The organism is Inquilinus sp. NPDC058860 (genome assembly GCF_042743185.1).
Taxonomy (GTDB): Bacteria; Pseudomonadota; Alphaproteobacteria; order DSM-16000; family Inquilinaceae; genus Inquilinus.
Genome location: NZ_JBHYMS010000010.1, coordinates 19,249 through 36,341, shown reverse-complemented (window position 1 = coordinate 36,341; position 17,093 = coordinate 19,249). Strand labels below are relative to the sequence as shown.

Annotated in this window: 21 protein-coding genes; 7 read left to right on the top strand and 14 right to left on the bottom strand. The window is 71.3% G+C overall.

Features of this window, described 5'->3' with window-relative positions:
• Position 1 precedes the first annotated feature (1 nt).
• Positions 2-403, top strand: a complete 402-nt coding sequence (locus tag ACFW16_RS09145) for a YbaY family lipoprotein (RefSeq protein ID WP_380304033.1) — start codon at positions 2-4, stop codon at positions 401-403.
• Between the two features lie 7 nt (positions 404-410).
• Here the strand turns inward: ACFW16_RS09145 and ACFW16_RS09140 are convergent, their stop codons facing one another.
• From ACFW16_RS09140 to ACFW16_RS09125, 4 genes are all read right to left on the bottom strand, one after another.
• The gene (locus tag ACFW16_RS09140) at positions 411-878 is read right to left on the bottom strand and encodes a nucleoside deaminase (RefSeq protein ID WP_380304031.1); all 468 of its coding nucleotides are present in this window, start codon (positions 876-878) and stop codon (positions 411-413) included.
• Positions 865-1,497, bottom strand: coding sequence for a dimethylsulfonioproprionate lyase family protein (locus tag ACFW16_RS09135; protein WP_380304029.1), 633 nt, complete (start codon positions 1,495-1,497; stop codon positions 865-867). Before ACFW16_RS09135 ends, ACFW16_RS09140 begins: the two co-directional genes overlap by 14 nt.
• Positions 1,497-2,048 carry an AAA family ATPase gene (locus ACFW16_RS09130; RefSeq protein WP_380304027.1) on the bottom strand — a complete coding sequence of 184 codons (552 nt, stop codon included), beginning with the start codon at positions 2,046-2,048 and terminating at the stop codon, positions 1,497-1,499. The genes ACFW16_RS09135 and ACFW16_RS09130 overlap by 1 nt, the downstream gene beginning before the upstream one ends.
• A 123-nt stretch (positions 2,049-2,171) precedes the next feature.
• Complete coding sequence (locus tag ACFW16_RS09125) at positions 2,172-2,690, bottom strand: hypothetical protein (protein WP_380304025.1); 519 nt, start codon at positions 2,688-2,690, stop codon at positions 2,172-2,174.
• A 266-nt stretch (positions 2,691-2,956) separates the two neighbouring features.
• Here ACFW16_RS09125 and ACFW16_RS09120 point away from each other — a divergent pair, with 266 nt between their 5' ends.
• A complete protein-coding gene (locus ACFW16_RS09120) occupies positions 2,957-3,667 on the top strand; it encodes a Crp/Fnr family transcriptional regulator (protein WP_380304023.1) in 711 nt (236 codons plus the stop codon).
• Positions 3,668-3,670: 3 nt separating this feature from the next.
• On the opposite strand, the gene ACFW16_RS09115 is transcribed toward ACFW16_RS09120, so the two are convergent.
• Entirely contained in the window at positions 3,671-4,051 is a 381-nt protein-coding gene (locus ACFW16_RS09115) for a winged helix-turn-helix transcriptional regulator (RefSeq protein ID WP_380304021.1), read from the bottom strand.
• Positions 4,052-4,268: 217 nt separating this feature from the next.
• On the opposite strand from ACFW16_RS09115, the gene ACFW16_RS09110 reads away from it, so the two are divergent.
• A complete protein-coding gene (locus tag ACFW16_RS09110) occupies positions 4,269-4,580 on the top strand; it encodes a general stress protein (protein ID WP_380304019.1) in 312 nt (103 codons plus the stop codon).
• 117 nt (positions 4,581-4,697) lie between these two features.
• Here the strand turns inward: ACFW16_RS09110 and ACFW16_RS09105 are convergent, their stop codons facing one another.
• The 3 genes from ACFW16_RS09105 to ACFW16_RS09095 all read right to left on the bottom strand — a co-directional run bounded on the left by ACFW16_RS09105 (position 4,698) and on the right by ACFW16_RS09095 (position 7,313).
• On the bottom strand, positions 4,698-5,204 hold the full coding sequence (locus ACFW16_RS09105) for a ferritin-like domain-containing protein (protein WP_380304017.1): 507 nt from the start codon (positions 5,202-5,204) through the stop codon (positions 4,698-4,700).
• 90 nt (positions 5,205-5,294) lie between these two features.
• A complete protein-coding gene (locus ACFW16_RS09100) occupies positions 5,295-5,996 on the bottom strand; it encodes a PhoH family protein (RefSeq protein ID WP_380304015.1) in 702 nt (233 codons plus the stop codon).
• Between the two features lie 396 nt (positions 5,997-6,392).
• On the bottom strand, positions 6,393-7,313 hold the full coding sequence (locus tag ACFW16_RS09095; protein WP_380304013.1) for a LysR family transcriptional regulator: 921 nt from the start codon (positions 7,311-7,313) through the stop codon (positions 6,393-6,395).
• Positions 7,314-7,428: 115 nt separating this feature from the next.
• Here ACFW16_RS09095 and ACFW16_RS09090 point away from each other — a divergent pair, with 115 nt between their 5' ends.
• Positions 7,429-8,712 (top strand): MFS transporter, encoded by a 1,284-nt coding sequence (locus ACFW16_RS09090; RefSeq protein WP_380304011.1) that lies wholly within the window; start codon positions 7,429-7,431, stop codon positions 8,710-8,712.
• Here the strand turns inward: ACFW16_RS09090 and ACFW16_RS09085 are convergent.
• Positions 8,703-9,290 carry a TetR/AcrR family transcriptional regulator gene (locus ACFW16_RS09085; RefSeq protein WP_380304009.1) on the bottom strand — a complete coding sequence of 196 codons (588 nt, stop codon included), beginning with the start codon at positions 9,288-9,290 and terminating at the stop codon, positions 8,703-8,705. The two genes, ACFW16_RS09090 and ACFW16_RS09085, sit on opposite strands and share 10 nt — an antisense overlap.
• Before the next feature lie 157 nt (positions 9,291-9,447).
• Here ACFW16_RS09085 and ACFW16_RS09080 point away from each other — a divergent pair, with 157 nt between their 5' ends.
• Together ACFW16_RS09080 and ACFW16_RS09075 are read left to right on the top strand one after the other, a co-directional pair.
• Positions 9,448-10,020: a hydrolase gene (locus ACFW16_RS09080; protein WP_380304007.1), complete on the top strand. Its 573-nt coding sequence runs from the start codon at positions 9,448-9,450 to the stop codon at positions 10,018-10,020.
• A gap of 19 nt (positions 10,021-10,039) precedes the next feature.
• The gene (locus ACFW16_RS09075) at positions 10,040-11,128 is read left to right on the top strand and encodes an AbrB family transcriptional regulator (RefSeq protein WP_380304005.1); all 1,089 of its coding nucleotides are present in this window, start codon (positions 10,040-10,042) and stop codon (positions 11,126-11,128) included.
• 5 nt (positions 11,129-11,133) lie between these two features.
• Here the strand turns inward: ACFW16_RS09075 and ACFW16_RS09070 are convergent, their stop codons facing one another.
• A complete protein-coding gene (locus ACFW16_RS09070; protein ID WP_380304003.1) occupies positions 11,134-11,772 on the bottom strand; it encodes a phosphohydrolase in 639 nt (212 codons plus the stop codon).
• Between the two features lie 14 nt (positions 11,773-11,786).
• Positions 11,787-13,538 carry a DUF4153 domain-containing protein gene (locus ACFW16_RS09065; protein ID WP_380304001.1) on the bottom strand — a complete coding sequence of 584 codons (1,752 nt, stop codon included), beginning with the start codon at positions 13,536-13,538 and terminating at the stop codon, positions 11,787-11,789.
• Positions 13,539-13,967: 429 nt separating this feature from the next.
• Between ACFW16_RS09065 and ACFW16_RS09060 the strand changes: the two genes are divergently transcribed.
• On the top strand, positions 13,968-14,162 hold the full coding sequence (locus ACFW16_RS09060; protein ID WP_380303999.1) for a hypothetical protein: 195 nt from the start codon (positions 13,968-13,970) through the stop codon (positions 14,160-14,162).
• Positions 14,163-14,374: 212 nt separating this feature from the next.
• Here ACFW16_RS09060 and ACFW16_RS09055 read toward each other — a convergent pair whose 3' ends face one another.
• From ACFW16_RS09055 to ACFW16_RS09045, 3 genes are read right to left on the bottom strand one after another with little or no spacing between them, the layout of a single operon-like run.
• On the bottom strand, positions 14,375-15,085 hold the full coding sequence (locus ACFW16_RS09055; RefSeq protein WP_380303997.1) for a pseudouridine synthase: 711 nt from the start codon (positions 15,083-15,085) through the stop codon (positions 14,375-14,377).
• Complete coding sequence (locus ACFW16_RS09050) at positions 15,082-16,119, bottom strand: class I SAM-dependent methyltransferase (protein WP_380303995.1); 1,038 nt, start codon at positions 16,117-16,119, stop codon at positions 15,082-15,084. The genes ACFW16_RS09055 and ACFW16_RS09050 overlap by 4 nt, the downstream gene beginning before the upstream one ends.
• Before the next feature lie 40 nt (positions 16,120-16,159).
• Positions 16,160-16,987 (bottom strand): IclR family transcriptional regulator, encoded by an 828-nt coding sequence (locus ACFW16_RS09045; protein WP_380303993.1) that lies wholly within the window; start codon positions 16,985-16,987, stop codon positions 16,160-16,162.
• Positions 16,988-17,093: the final 106 nt, after the last annotated feature.

Sequence of the window (17,093 nt, the reverse complement as noted above, 5' to 3'; positions counted from 1 at the left end):
GATGGCCACCCTCCTTCTCACCGCCTGTGGCCCCACCGCGGAGACCGCCGCGCCGGCGCCTATCCCGGTTGCCAGCGCCAGTGTCACCGGCACCGCGACCTATCGCGAGCGCATCGCCCTGCCGGCGGATGCGGAGCTGATCGTACAACTGCTGGATGTCTCTCTGGCCGACGCGCCGTCGACGGTGATCGCGGAGCAGCGCATCGCCCCGGTGCGCGTGCCGGCCGCCTTCACCCTGTCCTACGACCCGGCGCAGATCGATCAGCGCCACAGCTACGCCGTCTCGGCCCGGGTCGAGCGCGGCGGCAAGCAGCTGTTCGTCACCGACACCCGCCATCCGGTGCTGACCCAGGGCGGCGGCAGCGCCGTCGACATCGTCATGACCCGGGTCCGGTCGCCCTGAGCGCTGTTCAGCCCTGCGGCCGGTCGCGCCACAGCGCGTAGAGATCGAGCCCGTCCAGGCGCACCGGCAGATGCCGGATGGTCATCGCCTGGTCGGCCGGCGGCTTGGCCAGTTCGGCATAGACCCCGGCGGTGGACAGGCCGTAGGGCGCGCCCTCGTCGTTGGAATGGGCGTAGTAGACCGCCGTGACGCCGGTCATGGTCATCGCCGCGAGGCACATCGGACAGGGATGCCCGCTGGCATAGACGGTGCAGCCGTCGAGCCGCAGCGCGCCGAGCGCATGGGCGGCCGCCCGGATCGCCTGCAGCTCGGCATGCGCCGTCGGGTCGCCGAGGGCGCCCATCTCGTTGACGCCGGTCGCGACCACCGCACCGTCCCGCACCAGCACCGCGCCGAAGGGGCGGCCGCCCCGCTCCTCGACATTGCGCCGCGCCAGCTCGATCGCCTGGGCCAGGAAGCGTTCATGCGTCGTCATCATGTCCTCCATCCCTTCGGCTGTCGGCGGCGCCGATGACCGTCGATTTCTGCGCCAGGTCGCCGCCGCGCCATAGATAGAGCGCCAGCAGCGGCTGCGTCTCCGTGCGCATCGCATGGGCCATGCGGGACGGGTGGTGGATCAGCTCGCCGGGGCGGCGTTGTCGCCACCCTTCCCGGCCCCGCAACCAATCGGCGGTGCCGGCCAGCGGCAGGTAGATCTCCTCCGCCGCATGGCTGTGCGCCGGATACTCGATCTCCGGCCCCAGCAGGAGAAAGCCGCAGGCCAGCCGGTCGCTGGCGATCGGGCCGCGCAGGCCGATCAGCTCGCTCCAGCCGTAGCGTTCGAGGAAGCGGTCGCCGAAATCATCCGCCGCATAGGTCTGGCCCCAGGCGAGGGTCTCGGCCATGGCGACGACCCCGTCGACCAGCGGCCGGGTCTCCGCCGCGGCCACGGCCGGCGCCTGGTCGAGCCAGCGCAGCACCGGCAGGGCTCTGGGCTCGACCGTCCTTCGCGGGGCATCGGGCGCCGGCCATTCCTCCAGGAACCGGGCCAGCTCCGGCTGGTCGAATCCGGCCAGCAGCGTCCGCGCCGCCGTGGCCAGTCGATCCGCGCCCATCACGGCAGCCCTGTCCGGGTCTCGGCGATGCGGGCCAGGATCGCGTCGACGGTCTCGCCGACCGTCAGCCCCGAGCTGTCGAGCCACAGCCCGAGCCGCGGCGTGTCGGCGCGCAGGCCACGGTCCAGATCGGCGGGCGTCCAGGCGCCGTAGCCCGTCTTCGCCCGCCCCGCCTCGCGCCCGACCACCGCCTCGGGCGACGGGCACAGCACGACGATGCCGAAGGACCGGCCGTGCAGCAGCTCGACGACCCGCGCCAGGGTGGGCCCGAGGATCACATCCTGCCAGATCACGGTGAAGCCGGCCTCGGCATAGCGGCCGGCCACCGTCGCCGCCAGCTCGTGGCGCAGGTCGAGCTGGCGCATCGCCTCGGCCGGCAGGTCGGGCGTCACCTCGACGCGGCCCGAGACGATCATGCGCCGGAACACGTCGCCGCGCAGATGCACCGCCCGCGGCAGCCTTTCGGCCAGCGCCTGGGCCACGGTCGACTTGCCCGCCGCCATGATGCCGGTGACGACGAGGATGTCGGGCGGGTCGGCTGCGGTCGGCACGGCGGCAAAGCTCCTGGTCATCGCCTGTGATAGACAGGCATAGCGCGACGGAGGCCGGCCGGCTGACCGACCTCGCGATCGAGGCGTACGCGACCCCTTCCGGTCGCTGGGCTCACCCGGCCCCTAGGTGCGGGCGCTGCATTCGCGCAGCAGCAGGGTGGCGAACCAGTCGTCCTTCAGCAGGAAGTTCAGGTTCTTGGCGATGGCGTCGTCCACCGCGCGGTCGACCGGCTGGCCGCGGGCCACCGTGACGGTGGTGCCGAAGGCCTGGTCGAACTGGACGTTGCCGCCGACCGCCAGCACGTAGCGGATGTCGACGCCGTAATGCTCCTCCGGCCCGGCCCGGTCGACCTTGAAGTCGCGGATGGTGCCGTCGAGGATGCAACGCGACGAGTTCAGCCCGGCGCCGGCGCGGCGCAGCTCGGCCTTCAAGGCGTTGGTGACATAGCCCGGCACGTCGCGAACGCTGCCCTGCGGCGCCACGCCGGTGCGCGGCCGGTAATCCATCGGGTTGACCGCGATCGCCCCGGTCAGATGCGCGGTGGTCTGCGGCTGATAACCGGTGCGCGGCCCCGGCCCGGCCGGCTGGACGGCGCAGGCTGCGACGAGAAGGGCAAGGGCGAGCGGCAGGCGACGCAGCATGGGGGCTCCCGACATTCCGGCGGGGCCGGAACGCCCCGCCCCGACATAGCCTCGCCGCCGCCGCGGGGTCAATCGGGCGTCCGCGTCGTCGCGGCGCCGCCGGTCCGCGCCGTTCGGAACCGGCCGCCGCATCGGCACGTTGCTGGTGATGTCCACGGCACGAGCCGTGCCGTACGTCCAGCGCTTCTCCCCGTCTCCGTCTCACGGCGGCGCCGCTCACCCGACGGCGCCATCGGCACCGGCCCATCAGCACCGGAGAATCCGCCATGTCCCCGCACGACCTGAACGTGAAGCTCGACGCCGACATGCCGCAGCTCAAGATTCTTGATCCCGAGCTGCTCGACTATATCCGGCGGCGCCGGGTCGAAGACGCCGCCTTCGCCGCCGGCGCCCGGATCATGACGGAAGGCGACCCCGACCCGCCGCTCTACACCGTCGCCAGCGGCTGGGCGATGCGCTTCAAGATGCTGAAGGACGGACGCCGGCAGATCCTGTCCTTCATCCTGCCGGGCGACGTGATCGGCTTCCAGGCCCAGTTCTTCGACCGGGCCGTCACCTCGATCGACGCGATCACCGACGTCTCGCTCTGCGTCGTCCCCTACCAGGACATTGCCGGGCTGTACCAGGACCAGCCGGAGATCGCCTTCCGCTTCGCGGCCCTGACCGCAGACCAGAAGCGGGTGATGGAGGAACAGGTTCTGTCGCTGGGCCAGCGCACGGCGCCGGAGCGGGTGGCGGCGCTGATCCTCGATCTGTACGGCCGGGCCGAGGCGCGCGACATGGTGCGGGACGGCGGCATGCCCTTCCCGCTGACCCAGCTGCACGTCGCCGACGCGCTGGGCATCTCGCTGGTGCACGCCAACCGGACGTTGAAGCAGCTGCAGCGCGACGGGCTGTTCCGGATCAAGGGCCGCCGGCTGCAGGTGCTGGACGCGGCGGCGCTCGAAAAGGCGGTGCAGAAGCCGGCCGCCGCCTGATCGTCAGGCGGCCTCCGCGGCCGGCGGCACATAGGCGATCCGGGCGGCGCGCACCTTGTCGTGATGCTGGTCGGCCCAGCGCACCAGCGCGTCCAGCGGCTCCATCAGCGACTGGCCGAGCGGCGTGAGCGCATAGTCGACCCGCGGCGGGATGGTCGGATGCACGGTGCGCGAGACGAGGCCGTCCTGCTCCAGCCGGCGCAGCGTCTGCGCCAGCATGCGCTGGGAGATGTCGCCGATCTCGCGCTTGACCACGGTGAAGCGCTTCACCCCGGGCGCCAGGGTCTGCAGCACCAGCAGGCTCCAGCGATCGCCGATCCGGTCCAGCACGTCCCGGATCGGACAGGGATGGAACGCCCCGTCCACCATATCGCGCGCCACCATGACCGGTTCCTCCGCCCGCCGCGACAAAACCCGACGGTATGCTATCGGAACTGAAATCCTGAGCGGAACCGCCTTGTTGCCGCAGGCGTATCGTCGCGCCGAAGGCCCGTAAGCGAAGCTTGGCGAACCGGTGGAAAGTTAAGGATTTTTCATTGGGAACCTCGCCTCGCTGCGGCCTATTCCCATGACGTGAGCCCACAGCAAGGGAGCTTGGACCATGGCGAGCAGCCAGACTCCGCACCGGGGCGGCGCCGGGAACTTCGCCTACAATCGGGAGCGTGCGGCGGAGGCCGGCCGGAAGGGCGGCCAGATGAGCAGCGGCAACTTCGCCCATGACCCCGCCCGCGCTTCGGCCGCCGGCCGCAAGGGCGGCCAGCACAGCGGCGGCAACTTCAAGAACGATCCGGCCCGGGCGGCGGCGGCGGGCCGCAAGGGTGGGCAGGAAAGCGGCGGCAACTTCGCCAATGACCGCGAGCGCGCGGCCGAAGCGGGCCGCAAGGGCGGCCTCTCCGGCCACGGGCCGCATTGACGCCGCGGCGCTGAGTTCGCGTCATCGGGGCAGGCCGGGCCTGCCCTTTTTTGTCCCGGATCGCGCATTCCGGCCGGGCCGCCGTTGGTCGCGGACGGCCCGGCCGGACGCCGCGTCTCAGGCCGCGTGGGCGTGCTGGGCGGCCGCGATGTTGACCGCGGTCTTCGCCAGCTTGGTCAGCGTCTCGTCGGTCGCCTTCTCCTCCGCCAAGGTTTCCAGCAGGAGGTTCAGGGCCTTCTCGTGCTTCATCGCCTTGGCCCAGGTGCAGATGGTGCCGTAGGTGGCGATCTCGTAGTGCTCGACCTTCTGCGCCGCCGCGATCAGCGCGGCGTCGAGCACGTCGGGCTCGAGCCCGAGCTCGGTCAGCTCATGCGCCTCGGCCAGCAGCCCCTCCATCGCCTCGCAGGTCTGGCCGCGCGACGACGCGTCGAGGCTCTCGAACACGGTGTCGAGGCGCTCGACCTGACCCTTGGTCTGCTCGAGGTGATGCTCGAAGCCCTGCTTCAGCTCCGGGTTGGTGGCCGCGCTCGCCATCTTCGGCAACGCGCGGGTCAGCTGCTTCTCGGCGTTGTAGATGTCTCTCAGCTCATTGAGGAACAGATCGTGCAGCGTCTTCGTCGCCATGGCCGGCCTCGCTGTTGCTGGTGACGAGGGCCGCCGACGATGCGGCAGCCCCCATACAAGCTAATGGCGGCGGGCGGCCCGGGGTTCCGGTCAGGCCAGGAGCGGCATCATCGCCGCCACCAGCGGGTGGCGCACGATGTCGGCGGTGGTCAGGCGGACGACGGCGACGCCGTCCAGCGGCTCCAGTCGCCGCGCCGCCTCCTCCAGCCCGGACAGGCCGGGCAGCAGGTCGGTCTGGTCCGGATCGCCGGTGATCACCATGGTCGAATGCCAGCCCAGGCGGGTCAGCAGCATCTTGAGCTGCTGGAAGGTCATGTTCTGCGCCTCGTCGACGATGACGAAGCTGCGCGAGATGGTGCGGCCGCGCATATAGGCCAAGGGCGCGATCTCGACGATCCCCTCCTTGGTCATCTGGCGCACCTGCTTGGCGCCGAGACGGTCGGACAGCGCGTCGTAGATCGGGCGCATCCAGGGGTCCATCTTCTCGTTGATGTCGCCGGGCAGGTAGCCCAGGCTCTCCCCCGCCTCCACCACCGGCCGGGTGATGACGATGCGGCTGACCCGCTCGGCGGTCAGCGCCTCGACCGCCTTGGACACGGCGAGATAGGTCTTGCCGGTGCCGGCGGGGCCGAGGGCCAGGGTCATGGCATGGCCTTCGATCGCCTTCATCAGGACCTCCTGATTGGCGGTCCGCGGCTTGACCGTCTTCAGGTAGCTCTGCTCCCGGAAATCGTCGTCGTAGCCCTCGCTGATCGGGACGATGCGGGCGGTGGAAGCGCTGCGTTTGGCCATGGAACGTCGTCCTTTGCTCTCGCTTGCATCCTCGAACAGGGGATCCCAGTTGCGGCCCCCTTCACCGGGAGATCTCATTCGCCGGAACCCTCCGTCGGGTCGGGTGGAACAGGACAGGTCGGGGATCGGAACGGGCGGCCGGAAACGACAAACGCCCCTGCGAAGGGGCGTTCGAACGAGTGCCGATGCTGATGCTGCCCCTGGTCGGAGCCGGGAAGCGGATGGTGATGCCAGGCCGTTGCCCGTCGCATGTCGCCTTTCCGATCACTGACGACGGAAATCACGTCGCCAGGGAGAAGCGTCGCACCAAGCTTCGTGCTGCACCAGCGAAAAGAAGGGCCGACACGGAAAATTCATACCAATTGTGGCCGGGCTGCGCCGGGGATGCGGCTAGATCTAGCGGCTACTACTAAAAGATGCATCGACTTGCGTCGCCATATCGATGAAGGCGCGTGCCGCCGGCGAGGTCTCGTCCCGGCGCCAGGTCAGCCACATGGTGGTGACCGCGCCGGGGTCGGACAGCCGGCGGAACACCACGCCCTCGACCTGGATCCGCTGCAGCGAGGCGGGCAGCAGCGACACGCCGAGCCCGGCCGCGACCAGCCCGACAATGGTCGAGACCTCGCGCGCCTCCTGCCCCAATCTCGGGCTGAATCCGGCATCGCGGCACAGGCCGATCATCTGGTCGTACAGGCTGGTGCCGGCGTCGCGCGGATAGCAGACGAAGGATTCGCCGGCCAGCTCGGCCAGGGCCAGCGGCGCGGGCGCCCCCGCCGCCAGCGGATGGTCGGTGCGCAGCGCCGCCACCAGCGGGTCGCGGAACAGCTCGCGCACCTCGATCCCGTCCGGCACCGGCGGGTAGGTCGGGTTGCGCAGGAAGCCGATCTGCAGCCGCCGCTCCGCCAGCGCCTCGATCTGCTGCCGGGTCGGCAGCTCCTGCAGCTCCAGATGCACGTCCGGATGGCTGCGGCGGAAGGCGAAGATGGTCTGCGGGATCAGCGTGGTGAAGGGGGCGGAGGCGGTGAAGGCGATGCGGACCTCGCCGATCTCGCCGCGCTGCGCCCGGCGGGCCACCTCGGCCGCCCGGTCGGCGGCGGCCAGCACGATCCGCGCCTGCTCCAGGAACAGCCTTCCGACCTCGGTCAGCGCCACCCGCCGGTTGCTGCGCTCGAACAGCCGGGCGCCGAGCTCCTCCTCCAGCGCCTGGATCTGCTGGCTCAAGGGCGGCTGGGAGATGCCGAGCCGCGCCGCCGCCCGGCTGAAATGCAGCTCCTCGGCCAGGGCCACGACGTAGCGCAGGTGCCTCAGTTCCATCATTCGCCAAAGCTATCAAAGATGCCGTCAAACATATTGGACACTATCAATCGGCACGACCATGTTTTCCGTGAGGGTCGGGCGCCTTTCCCTCCGCAGGCCCGGCCGGAGAGATTTCGTGACATCATCGGCCCAGTCGCTGCCGCGCCGTTCCGCACCTCCATCGGTTGCCGGCACCATGCCGGCCGGGACGGTCGCGGCCGAGGATGTCGTCGCCTATATCGAGCACGGCACCGCCGCCTTCCACCGCACCAACCTGGCGCTGTTCGCCGCCGGCTTCGCCACCTTCGCCCTGCTCTACTGCGTGCAGCCGCTGATGCCGGTCTTCGCCGAGGCCTACGGGATCGGCGCGGCCGAGAGCAGCCTGTCGCTGTCGCTGACCACCGGCACGCTGGCCTTCGCCATGCTGGTGGCCAGCGCCCTGTCCGAGGCCTGGGGCCGCAAGCCGGTGATGCTGGCCTCGCTGTTCGCCTCGGCCGTGCTGACCGTGCTGGCGGCGCTGATGCCATCCTGGCACGGCCTCCTGCTGCTGCGGGCGCTGATGGGGCTGACGCTGAGCGGGCTGCCGGCCGTCGCCATGGCCTATGTCAGCGAGGAGATGCATCCGCGCTCGGTCGGGCTGGCGATGGGGCTGTTCATCGGCGGCAGCGCGCTCGGCGGGCTCGGCGGGCGGCTGATCGCCGGCGTGCTGACCGACCTCGCCTCCTGGCGCCTCGGCCTCGGCGTCGTCGGCCTGTCCGGCCTGGTCTGCGCCGTCCTGTTCTGGCGCAGCCTGCCGCCCTCGGCGCATTTCACGCCCCGGCCGCTGCGGCCGCGGCTGCTGCTGGCCGCCTTCGCCGACCATCTGCGCGACCCCGGGCTGCGCTGGCTGTTCCTCGAAGGCTTCCTGCTGATGGGCGCCTTCGTCACGCTCTACAACTACACCGGCTTCCGTTTGCTCGCGCCGCCCTACGGGCTCAGCCAGACCATGGTCGCGGCGATCTTCGTGGTCTATCTGATCGGCATCGGCGCCTCGATCTGGGTCGGCCATCTCGCCGGGGCGCTCGGCCGCCGCCGGGTGTTCTGGGCACCGATCGTGCTGATGCTGGCCGGCATCGCCCTGACCCGCGGCGACGCGCTATGGGCGATCGTCGCCGGCGTCGCGGTGCTGACCTTCGGCTTCTTCGGCGCCCATTCGGTGGCCAGCAGCTGGGTCGGCCGCCGGGCGCAGCACGCCCGAGCCCAGGCCTCCTCGCTGTACCTGTTCTTCTATTATCTCGGCTCCAGCGTCGCCGGCTCGCTCGGCGGGCTGGCCTGGGCAGACTGGGGCTGGCCCGGCGTCACCCTGATGATCGGCGCCCTGGCCCTGACGGCGCTGCTGATCGCCCTGCGCCTGGTCGTCCTGCCGCCGCGTCAGGCCTGACCAAGCCCTTCGACGAGGTACAGCCGGGTCATCCGCCGCAGCTCGGCCAGGGCGGCGGCGCGCGACGTCAGGCCGGGCTCGACGCCGAGCGCGGCCGCCGCCTTCATCTGCAGCAGCACGACGATCGCCATGGCCATGGCCCGATCCGGCGCCAGCCCGGGGGCGCGGCGGGCGAGGATCCGGGCCACGCCCCCACGCAGGGCATCACGCAGCCGCAACGGCTGGGCAACGTCCCGCCGCGCTTCGATCAGCGCTAGCGCCGCCGCGCGCTCCTCCTTCAGCGCGACCAGCAGGTCGATCAGCGCATCCGCCAGCGCCGGAACGGCCAGCTGCGCCGCCTGCGCCTCGACCGCCTGCAGCCCCGCCAACACCTGCTCGCCATAGCCGGCCAGCAGCGCATCGGCCAGCGCCTCCTTGCCCGGGAAGAACTGGTAGAGCGAGCCGATCGACGCGCCGGCCCGGGCCGCGACCTCCGTCATCGTCGTTGCCTCGTAGCCCTTCTCGGCGAACACGGCCGCCCCCGCCTGCAGCAGCGCGGCGACGCGGTCGCGGCCGCGCTGGCGCCGGGGCTCGCGCATCACGGTGGCGTCGGAAGCGGTTGACTTTTGTGAGGGCATGCTCATAAAACTATTTGCGAGACCATCCTCATATTTTCACATGCGCCCGCCCTCCGTCCATCCGCCCGGCCCGCCGGCGGCATCGGAGAGGTGCGGCCTGCCGCGAAAGGCGACGACCATGCCCACCCTCGACCCGCGCAGCACCGCCCTGGTCCTGATCGATCTGCAGAACGGCATCCTCGGCATGCCGCTCGCGCCCCGCGGCGGGGCGGAGGTGCTGGCCACGGCGAAGACGCTGGCCGCGCGCTTCCGCGCCGCCGGTGCCCTGGTGGTCCCGGTCCGCGTCGGCTGGGCGCCGGATTTCGCCGACGCGCCGAAACAGCCGGTGGACCGGCCGATGCCCCGCCCGGCCGGCGGCCTGCCCGCGGGCTGGAGCGACCTGGCCGAGGGCGTGGCCGCGCCTGGCGACGTCGTCGTCACCAAGCGGCACTGGGGCGCCTTCACCGGCACCGAGCTCGACCTGCAACTGCGCCGACGCGCCGTCACGACCATCGTGCTGGCCGGCATCGCCACGAATTTCGGCGTCGAATCCACCGCCCGCAACGCCTGGGAGCTGAACTACGCCGTGGTCTTCGCCGAAGATGCGATGACCAGCCTGTCGACGGAGATGCACGGCTTCGCCGTCGAGTCTATCCTGCCCCGCATCGGAATCGTCTCCCAGGCGGCGGACATCCTGCTCGGCCGGCCCTGAGGCGGAAAGCGAGGCTGCAGTGGTTCCCGTGAACGGCCCGGCATTGCCGGTCCTGGCCAGGCTGCCGCGTGCCGGGCAATGGGCGGTGCTGCTGGCCGTGTCGGCGGTCGTCGCCGGCCTGCTGGAGGCCGCCGCCCTGCCCGCGGCACTGCTGCTGGGCCCGATGGTGGCCGGCATCCTGGTCGGCGTCGTCGGCGGCACCATCCGGGTGCCGCGCCAGCCCTATCTCGGCGCCCAGGCGATCATCGGCTGCCTGATCGCCGGGGCGATCACGCCGGGGATCCTGGTGTCGTTCCTGCAGGACTGGCCGTTGTTCCTGGCGATCGTGCTGTCGACGCTGGCCGCCAGCAGCCTCCTGGGCTGGCTGATGAGCCGCTGGCAGGTGCTGCCCGGCACCACCGGCGTCTGGGGCTCCTCCCCCGGCGCCGCCACCGCGATGGTGCTGATGGCCGAGGCCTTCGGCGCCGACGCCCGGCTGGTCGCCTTCATGCAGTATCTGCGCGTCGTCTGCGTCGCCACCGCGGCCTCGCTGATCGCACGGTTCTGGGTGGATACGGGCGATGCAGGCCCGGCGGCGATCGACTGGTTCCCGCCGATCGATGCCGGCCCATTCGCGGCGACGCTGGCCCTGGCCGGGCTGGGCGCCGTGGCCGGGCGGCGGCTGCGCATCCCCGCCGGCTCGATGCTGGTGCCGCTGGTGGTCGGGTCGGTGCTGCATGCCCTCGGCCTGATCGAGATCGAGCTGCCGGAATGGCTGCTCGCCCTCGCCTACGCGCTGATCGGCTGGAACATCGGCCTCGGCTTCACCCGGTCGGTGCTGGTGCACGCCGCCCGGGCGTTGCCGCAGATCCTGGCCTCGATCGCGGCGCTGATCGCCTTCTGCAGCGGCCTCGCCTATGTGCTGGTGCGGACGCTCGGCGTCGACCCGCTGACGGCCTATCTCGCGACCAGCCCCGGCGGCATGGATTCGATCGCCATCATCGCCGCGTCGAGCGATGTCGACCTGCCCTTCGTCATGGCGCTGCAGACCGTGCGCTTCTTCCTGGTGGTGCTGCTGGGCCCGGCGGTGGCGCGCTTCATCGCCCGGCGGTCGCCGCACCTGTCATAGCCGGCTCAGCCGGCCGCCGATTTCAGCCGGCCCAGCTCCTGCAGAAACCGCTCCGCCGCCAGGTCGGGCGCCCAGGGCTCCCAGGGCGTGCCGCCATAGACCGGCAGCAGCGGGTCGTCGTCGACCGGCCGGAACCGGATCTTCAGCACCTTCCAGACCTCGTCGCGGGTCCAGCCGACGACATGGATCGCCTCGCTGGCCGCGGCGACCCGGTCGGCCCGCTTGTGGAAGGCCTTCTGCTCGGCCGTCCAGCGCGGCAGGCCGTAGCGCAGGAACACCGTGTCCTCGAGCCGCGCGGCCAGGTCGCGGAACTCCTGACCCAGGAAGGGCTTGATCACCGACAGCGGATCGAAGCCCAGCAGTCCCTCATCGGCGTCGTGCAGCAGCTCGCGCAGCTCGGCCAGCGGCGACAGCGGCACCGGCGCCCAGGCCCGGCACAGCGCCAGCACGGCCAGCGAGTGCTGGGCGACGGAGAGCGGCAGCGGCCACGCCGAATGCCCGCCCCAGCGATAGGTCCGGGCGAGGCCCAGCGCCAGGTCGCGGTCGTCCCAGTCGAACGGCGTGGGGTTGAGCAGATCCAGCCGCTTGCCCGACGGCAGCCGGACCCAGGCCCGCGCCATCGCCGTCCGTCCCTCCCAGCGCATTCAGATCACCCGGCTCACGGTCGGCCGCACTCGGCGCGCGCGAGCGGCGCCACGCTCGCGTCAAGCCGCAGCCGCCGGCCGGCGACGTCGAGATCCGCGAAGCGAGACGGCGCCGGGGCGAAGTTCCCGTCGCGCATCGCTTCCACCAGCCCGGGGCAGTTCCCCGGCTGCAGCCGGCCGATCAGCTCCCACCGGCCGCCCTGCTCCTGATAAGCGGTGATCGTGCCGCTCGCCGACAACAGGATCTCCGCGACGCTGTCGCCCGTGAGATCGCCAAAGAATGCCTCGCACGGGGCCTTCGCCTTCAGGCAAGCCGGCAGCGCCCATGCATTGCTCCACTCCTGGCGGAGAAAGCCGTCCGGCAGCGTCCGCTCATCGGGCCATACCTTGATATTGGCCCGGCGGATCTCCGGCGTCATGACGATCTCGGCGCGGCGCCGCGGGTTATCCCGCCGCTGCGCCTCGGCCGCCTGCTCGCCGGCCGCGCCGCCCTGCGCCACCAGCCGCTCCAGGGCCGCCCGGCCGTAGCGGCCGCCGTCGAAGCGCAGGAAGTCGTAATCGAATTCGGCCGCCGACACGGTTCCGTTCTCCAGCCGCCGCAGCTGGTCGGCGACCGACAGCCTGGCAGGATCGGCCGGCGGCGTGAGCAGGGCCAGCACCACCACGATCGCGGCCACGCCCGCGGTGATGTTGGTCGCCTCCAGCCCCTTGAGCCAAGGCACGGCCCGCATCGCGGCTATGGTGTAGCCCAGCGCGTAGCAGGCGCCGACCAGGACGCAGGCGATGCCGATGACGCGCTCGGGCGTCAGGCCGTGCTGGTCGACCCTGAGCCAGATCGCGTAGGCGGCCAGCCCGATCAGCGGGATCAGCAGGATTGCGGCCAGCCGGCCGCCCCAGCGCAGCGGCGCCGGCGTCGGCTGGTCCGGCTGGCCGTCCTGGTAGGCGGCGTTGATCAGGATGATCAAGGTCGCGGCGGCGCCCAGCAGCAAGGCGGCCGCGCTCCGCGTCCGCCACAGCGGCTCGAGACCGGTGAAGGGCAAGGCCAGCAGGAAGGCTGCCGCCAGGGCCGTCAGCAGGGGCAGAAGCCATGCCAGCAGGGTCAAGGCGACGGTGCGGATGCCGCGGATCAGCCCCGACCGCACATCGGTCAGGTGGATCGCCGCCGCGGCCATCACCGAGGTCGCCGGGAAGGCGAACCACCGCTCCCGGATGACGTCGCGCATCTGCCCGATGCCGATCGCATCGAACAGGGCCGCGCCGAGATGGAGCACCAGCCAGAAGACGCCAACGAAGGCGCAGGACAGCGCCAACTGGACACCGTTCCTCCAGGCGATCTCGAAATAGCGCGGATAGGACGCGACGATCCGGCGCTCAGCGTCTGCCGCAGCGATCAGATGATGGGCGATGAAGAGGACCGCCGCCGCGAAGACCCAGAGGCCGAAGGACGGCCATGGACCGCCGCGGGCTTCGACCGCCCGGGTCGCGTCGTGGACACCCAGCCCGGCGAGGACCAGCGCCGCGGCGACCGCCCAGATCAGCAACGTCCGGAGGCGAACAGACCCGAGGCCGACGAGAGCGATCAACGGCACATAGGCGGTCACCAGGGCGGCCGCGGCGAACTGGGGCCGTATAAGGGTCGCCCACAGCCGGTCCTCGGCGACCCGCCACAGCAGATACAGGACCACGCCCTGCAACAGGCCGATCAACAGCCGTGCAGCGCCGATGCTCCGCATGTCTTCCGGTGCGTCCGGCCTGGAATCGCTCATCCTCACCCCCGAAACCGACTGTGGCCTGCGGTTCAGCCGGGGGCAAGACGCCACATATTCGCTTCCCTCGTTCGTCCGGCCGCTGCACGTCCCGGCCTACGGACAAACGAAGACCGGCGGGCCGCGTCGGCGGCCGCCGGTCGGATCGCTCAGGACCGTTGGAAGAAACCTATAGCTTGATGCCGCCCGGCTGCGCCTGGCGCGGCGCCCAGTTGCGCACGACGGAGCTGGCGGGACCATAGCGGCGGGCGAATTCCGCCTGGGACAGGCGCAACCCCCGGCACAGCATCTCGGCCCGAAGTGCCGCCTGAACCCGGGACGTCCGGGGCGGGGCGGAACGGGGGGTCTCGGCCGAAAGGTCCATTTCCGCGATCTCCCTCATCGGGACCGCAGCGTCGGTGTCGTTCGCGGCCTTCGGCGGAAGCGGGGTTGGCTTATGTTCATCCGCCCGAAGCGGGGCCGGACTCGTCCTGGGACGCCTGCGGTGCTGACCAGCCATGGCGGTTCCTCCAGCGGCTTTTGTCGTTGCGGCCCTCGGCAGCCAAGGAGGCCCGCCGCGCGCCGTGGTTCCTGCAGGGGAAGATCGATCACTGCATGTTCATCGACGATGCGACGATCCTGTGAAGCGCATCGGCACCGGGGAACGGATGCCAAACCGACAAACACACGGGCCAGCGAGGCTATCGGCAAATCACGCTCGACGCCCCGCGGTCGATCTCCGACCTGCAGGGTGGGCACTCTGCGCCAGCAGGGACGCCCCGACAAGGAAAATCATCAACGCTGATATAATATTACATTCCTATGACGCCGCGAGATCTGGCCGGCCGAACATATGTTCACGACGCCGTCGGCTTGAACACTGCTGCCACCTCCGCCGGGACCAGCAGCCGCCACTTGCCTTCTGCCAGATCGTCGAGGCCGAGGCCGCCGATGCCGGTCCGATGCAGGGCTTCGACATGGTTGCCGACCGCCGCGAACATCCGCCGGACCTGGTGGTAGCGGCCCTCGGTCACGGTCAGCCGGGCGCGCCGCGGCGCCAGCGGTTCCAGCACCGCCGGCTCCAGCGGCGTTGTCTCCGACCGCAGCATCAGCGTGCCGGAGGCGAAGACCGCCGCCTCATCCCCGGTCAGGTCGCGCGCCAGCGTGGCCTCGTAGACCTTCGGGATCCGGCTCCTCGGCGAGATGATCCGATGCAGCAGCGGCCCGTCATCGGTCAGCAGCAGGAGACCGGTGGTGTCGCGGTCCAGCCGCCCGACCGGGGCGATGATCGGGTTGCGCAGGCGGAACCGCGGCGGCAGCAGCTCGTACACCACCCGCCCGGGATCGCTGGTCGAGCAGGTGAAGCCGGCGGGCTTGTGCAGCATCAGCACGGCACCTTGCGGCGGGTCGAGCGGCCGGCCGTCGACCCGGATCGCCTCGTGCTCCGGCTGCGCCTCGGGCCCGAGCGGCTCGCCGTCGGCGTCGATGACGCGGCCGTCGCGCAGCAGCGCCTCGACCTGCCTGCGGCTGCCATAGCCGAGATTGGCGAGATAGCGGACAAGCTTCATCGCACGCCCTTCGCCGCCTCGATCACCTTGTAGGCGCCGTCGTCGGCAATGCGGCGGACCATGACGAAGGCCTTCTCCAGCGTCGCCTCATAGGGCAGATGCCGGTTCGCCACCAGGAACAGCCGGCCCTTCTGGCGCAGCGCCGCCGCCGCTGCGGCGATGAAGGCACGGCCGAGATCGTGCCGGTCGGCCCGCCCGCCCTCGTGGAAGGGAGGGTTGGTGACGACGAAATGGTAGCGCCGGCCCGGCGGCAGCCCGGCGGCGACATCGTGCCAGAGATAGTCGAGCTCGGCCCGACCGACATAGGGCTCCAGGTTGCGCCGCGCCAGCTCCAGCGCCCGGGCCTCGGCCTCGTAGAGATCCAGCGCCGCCACCTCCGGGCAGCGATCCAGGACCTCGGCCGACAGGGTACCGAAGCCGGCGCCCAGATCGGCGCCCTGCCCCTTCAGATCCGCCGGCAGATGCGCGGCCAGCAGGGCCGTCCCGGGATCGACCCGGTCCCAGGCGAACAGGCCGGGACGGCTGAGGAAGCGGCCGTCGGCCACCGGCCGCGGCTCGTCCAGCGCCGCCCATTCCTCCTGCAGGGCCGGATCGCCGGCGCCGGCACGTGCCCAGAACACACGGCAGCGGTTCTTCGACAGGCGCTCGATCGGACCGGCCAGGCGCGAGAAATCCTCCTCGGCTGAGCGCGCGCCGTCGGTGTTGGCCAGGCTGACCACCACCGTCCCGCCCGGCTCGGCCTGGCCCAGCGCCCGGGCCAGCAGCGCCCGCGCCGCCTCGCGCTGCCGCGGCGGCAGCACCAGCACCAGCGGGAACCGGCCCTCGGCCCGGGTCGACACGGTCAACCCCGCCGCTTCCAGCGCCGCGGCCCGCGGCCGGAAGCTCTGCTCGCAGACCAGGGCCGGCGAGGCGAATTCGGCCAGGGCGGCACCGGCGCGGGCGCCGAGCACCAGGGCGCGGCCCTCCGCCGGCCAGGCCAAGGTGCCGCTGTGGAACGGCAGGAACAGGGTGTCGAGCGCGGGATCGTCGGTCATGCCGGCCCTCCCTGGCATATCGACGTCGAAAACGGAAGCCTCACCCGCTCCGCGAGGCGCTGCCCAGCAGTTGCGCCGGCCGGCGCAGCGCCGGGTCGAAGGGGTTCAGGCGCGGACCGATCGCCGCCGCCTCGCGCTTGAGGATCTCGACCACGGTCGGCAGCCGGTCCTCGCCCAGCCGCTCCGAGATCGTGCCGATGCTGAGCGCCGCCACCGCGCGGCCTTCCCGGTCCAGGATCGGCACCGCCGCGCCGCCCATGCCGGGCAGCACGAAGTCGCGTCGGGCGGCGAAGCCGGCCTCCCGCGCCTTCGCCATCTCGGCGCGCAGATAGACCTCGTCCATGAAGCCCTGGCCGACCAAGCGCGGGACGTTGAAGCGGATCACCTCCTCACGCTCCGCCTCCGGCAGGAAGGCCAGGATCACCAGCGCCCCCTGCCCGACCCCGAGCGGCACCCGGCCGCCGATGTCGCCGGTGAAGGAGCGGATCGGGAACGGCCCCTCGCAGCGGTCCAGGCACAGCGCATCGAAGCCGCTGCGCACCAAAAGGAACACGGTGTCCCCGAGCATCGCTGACAGGCGCTGCAGCACCGGCCGGCACAGGTCGCGCAGGTTGCCGGGGTTCCCGGCCCGCGCCGCCAGGGCGAAGAAGTCGATGCCGAGCCGGTACAGCCGGCTGCACCCGTCCTGCTCGACCACCCCCTCGGCCAGCAGGGCTTGCAGCAGCCGGTGGACCGTCGCCTGAGTCAGGCCGGTGGCCTCGGCGATGCGGATCAGCTTCGCCCCCTCGCCGCCCGCCTCGGCCAGGGCCCGCAGGATGGCGAAGCCGCGCTGCAGGCTCTTGCCCGGGGCTTCGCTCTCTTTCGCCATTTCCGGAAGCTCCAGATCGATATTGCACGTTCCGATTCCGTATTCCGGAACTCTGATCAGAATACTCCGGGCAAAACGGAATGTCTCCTTGACTCCTCATTTCGAA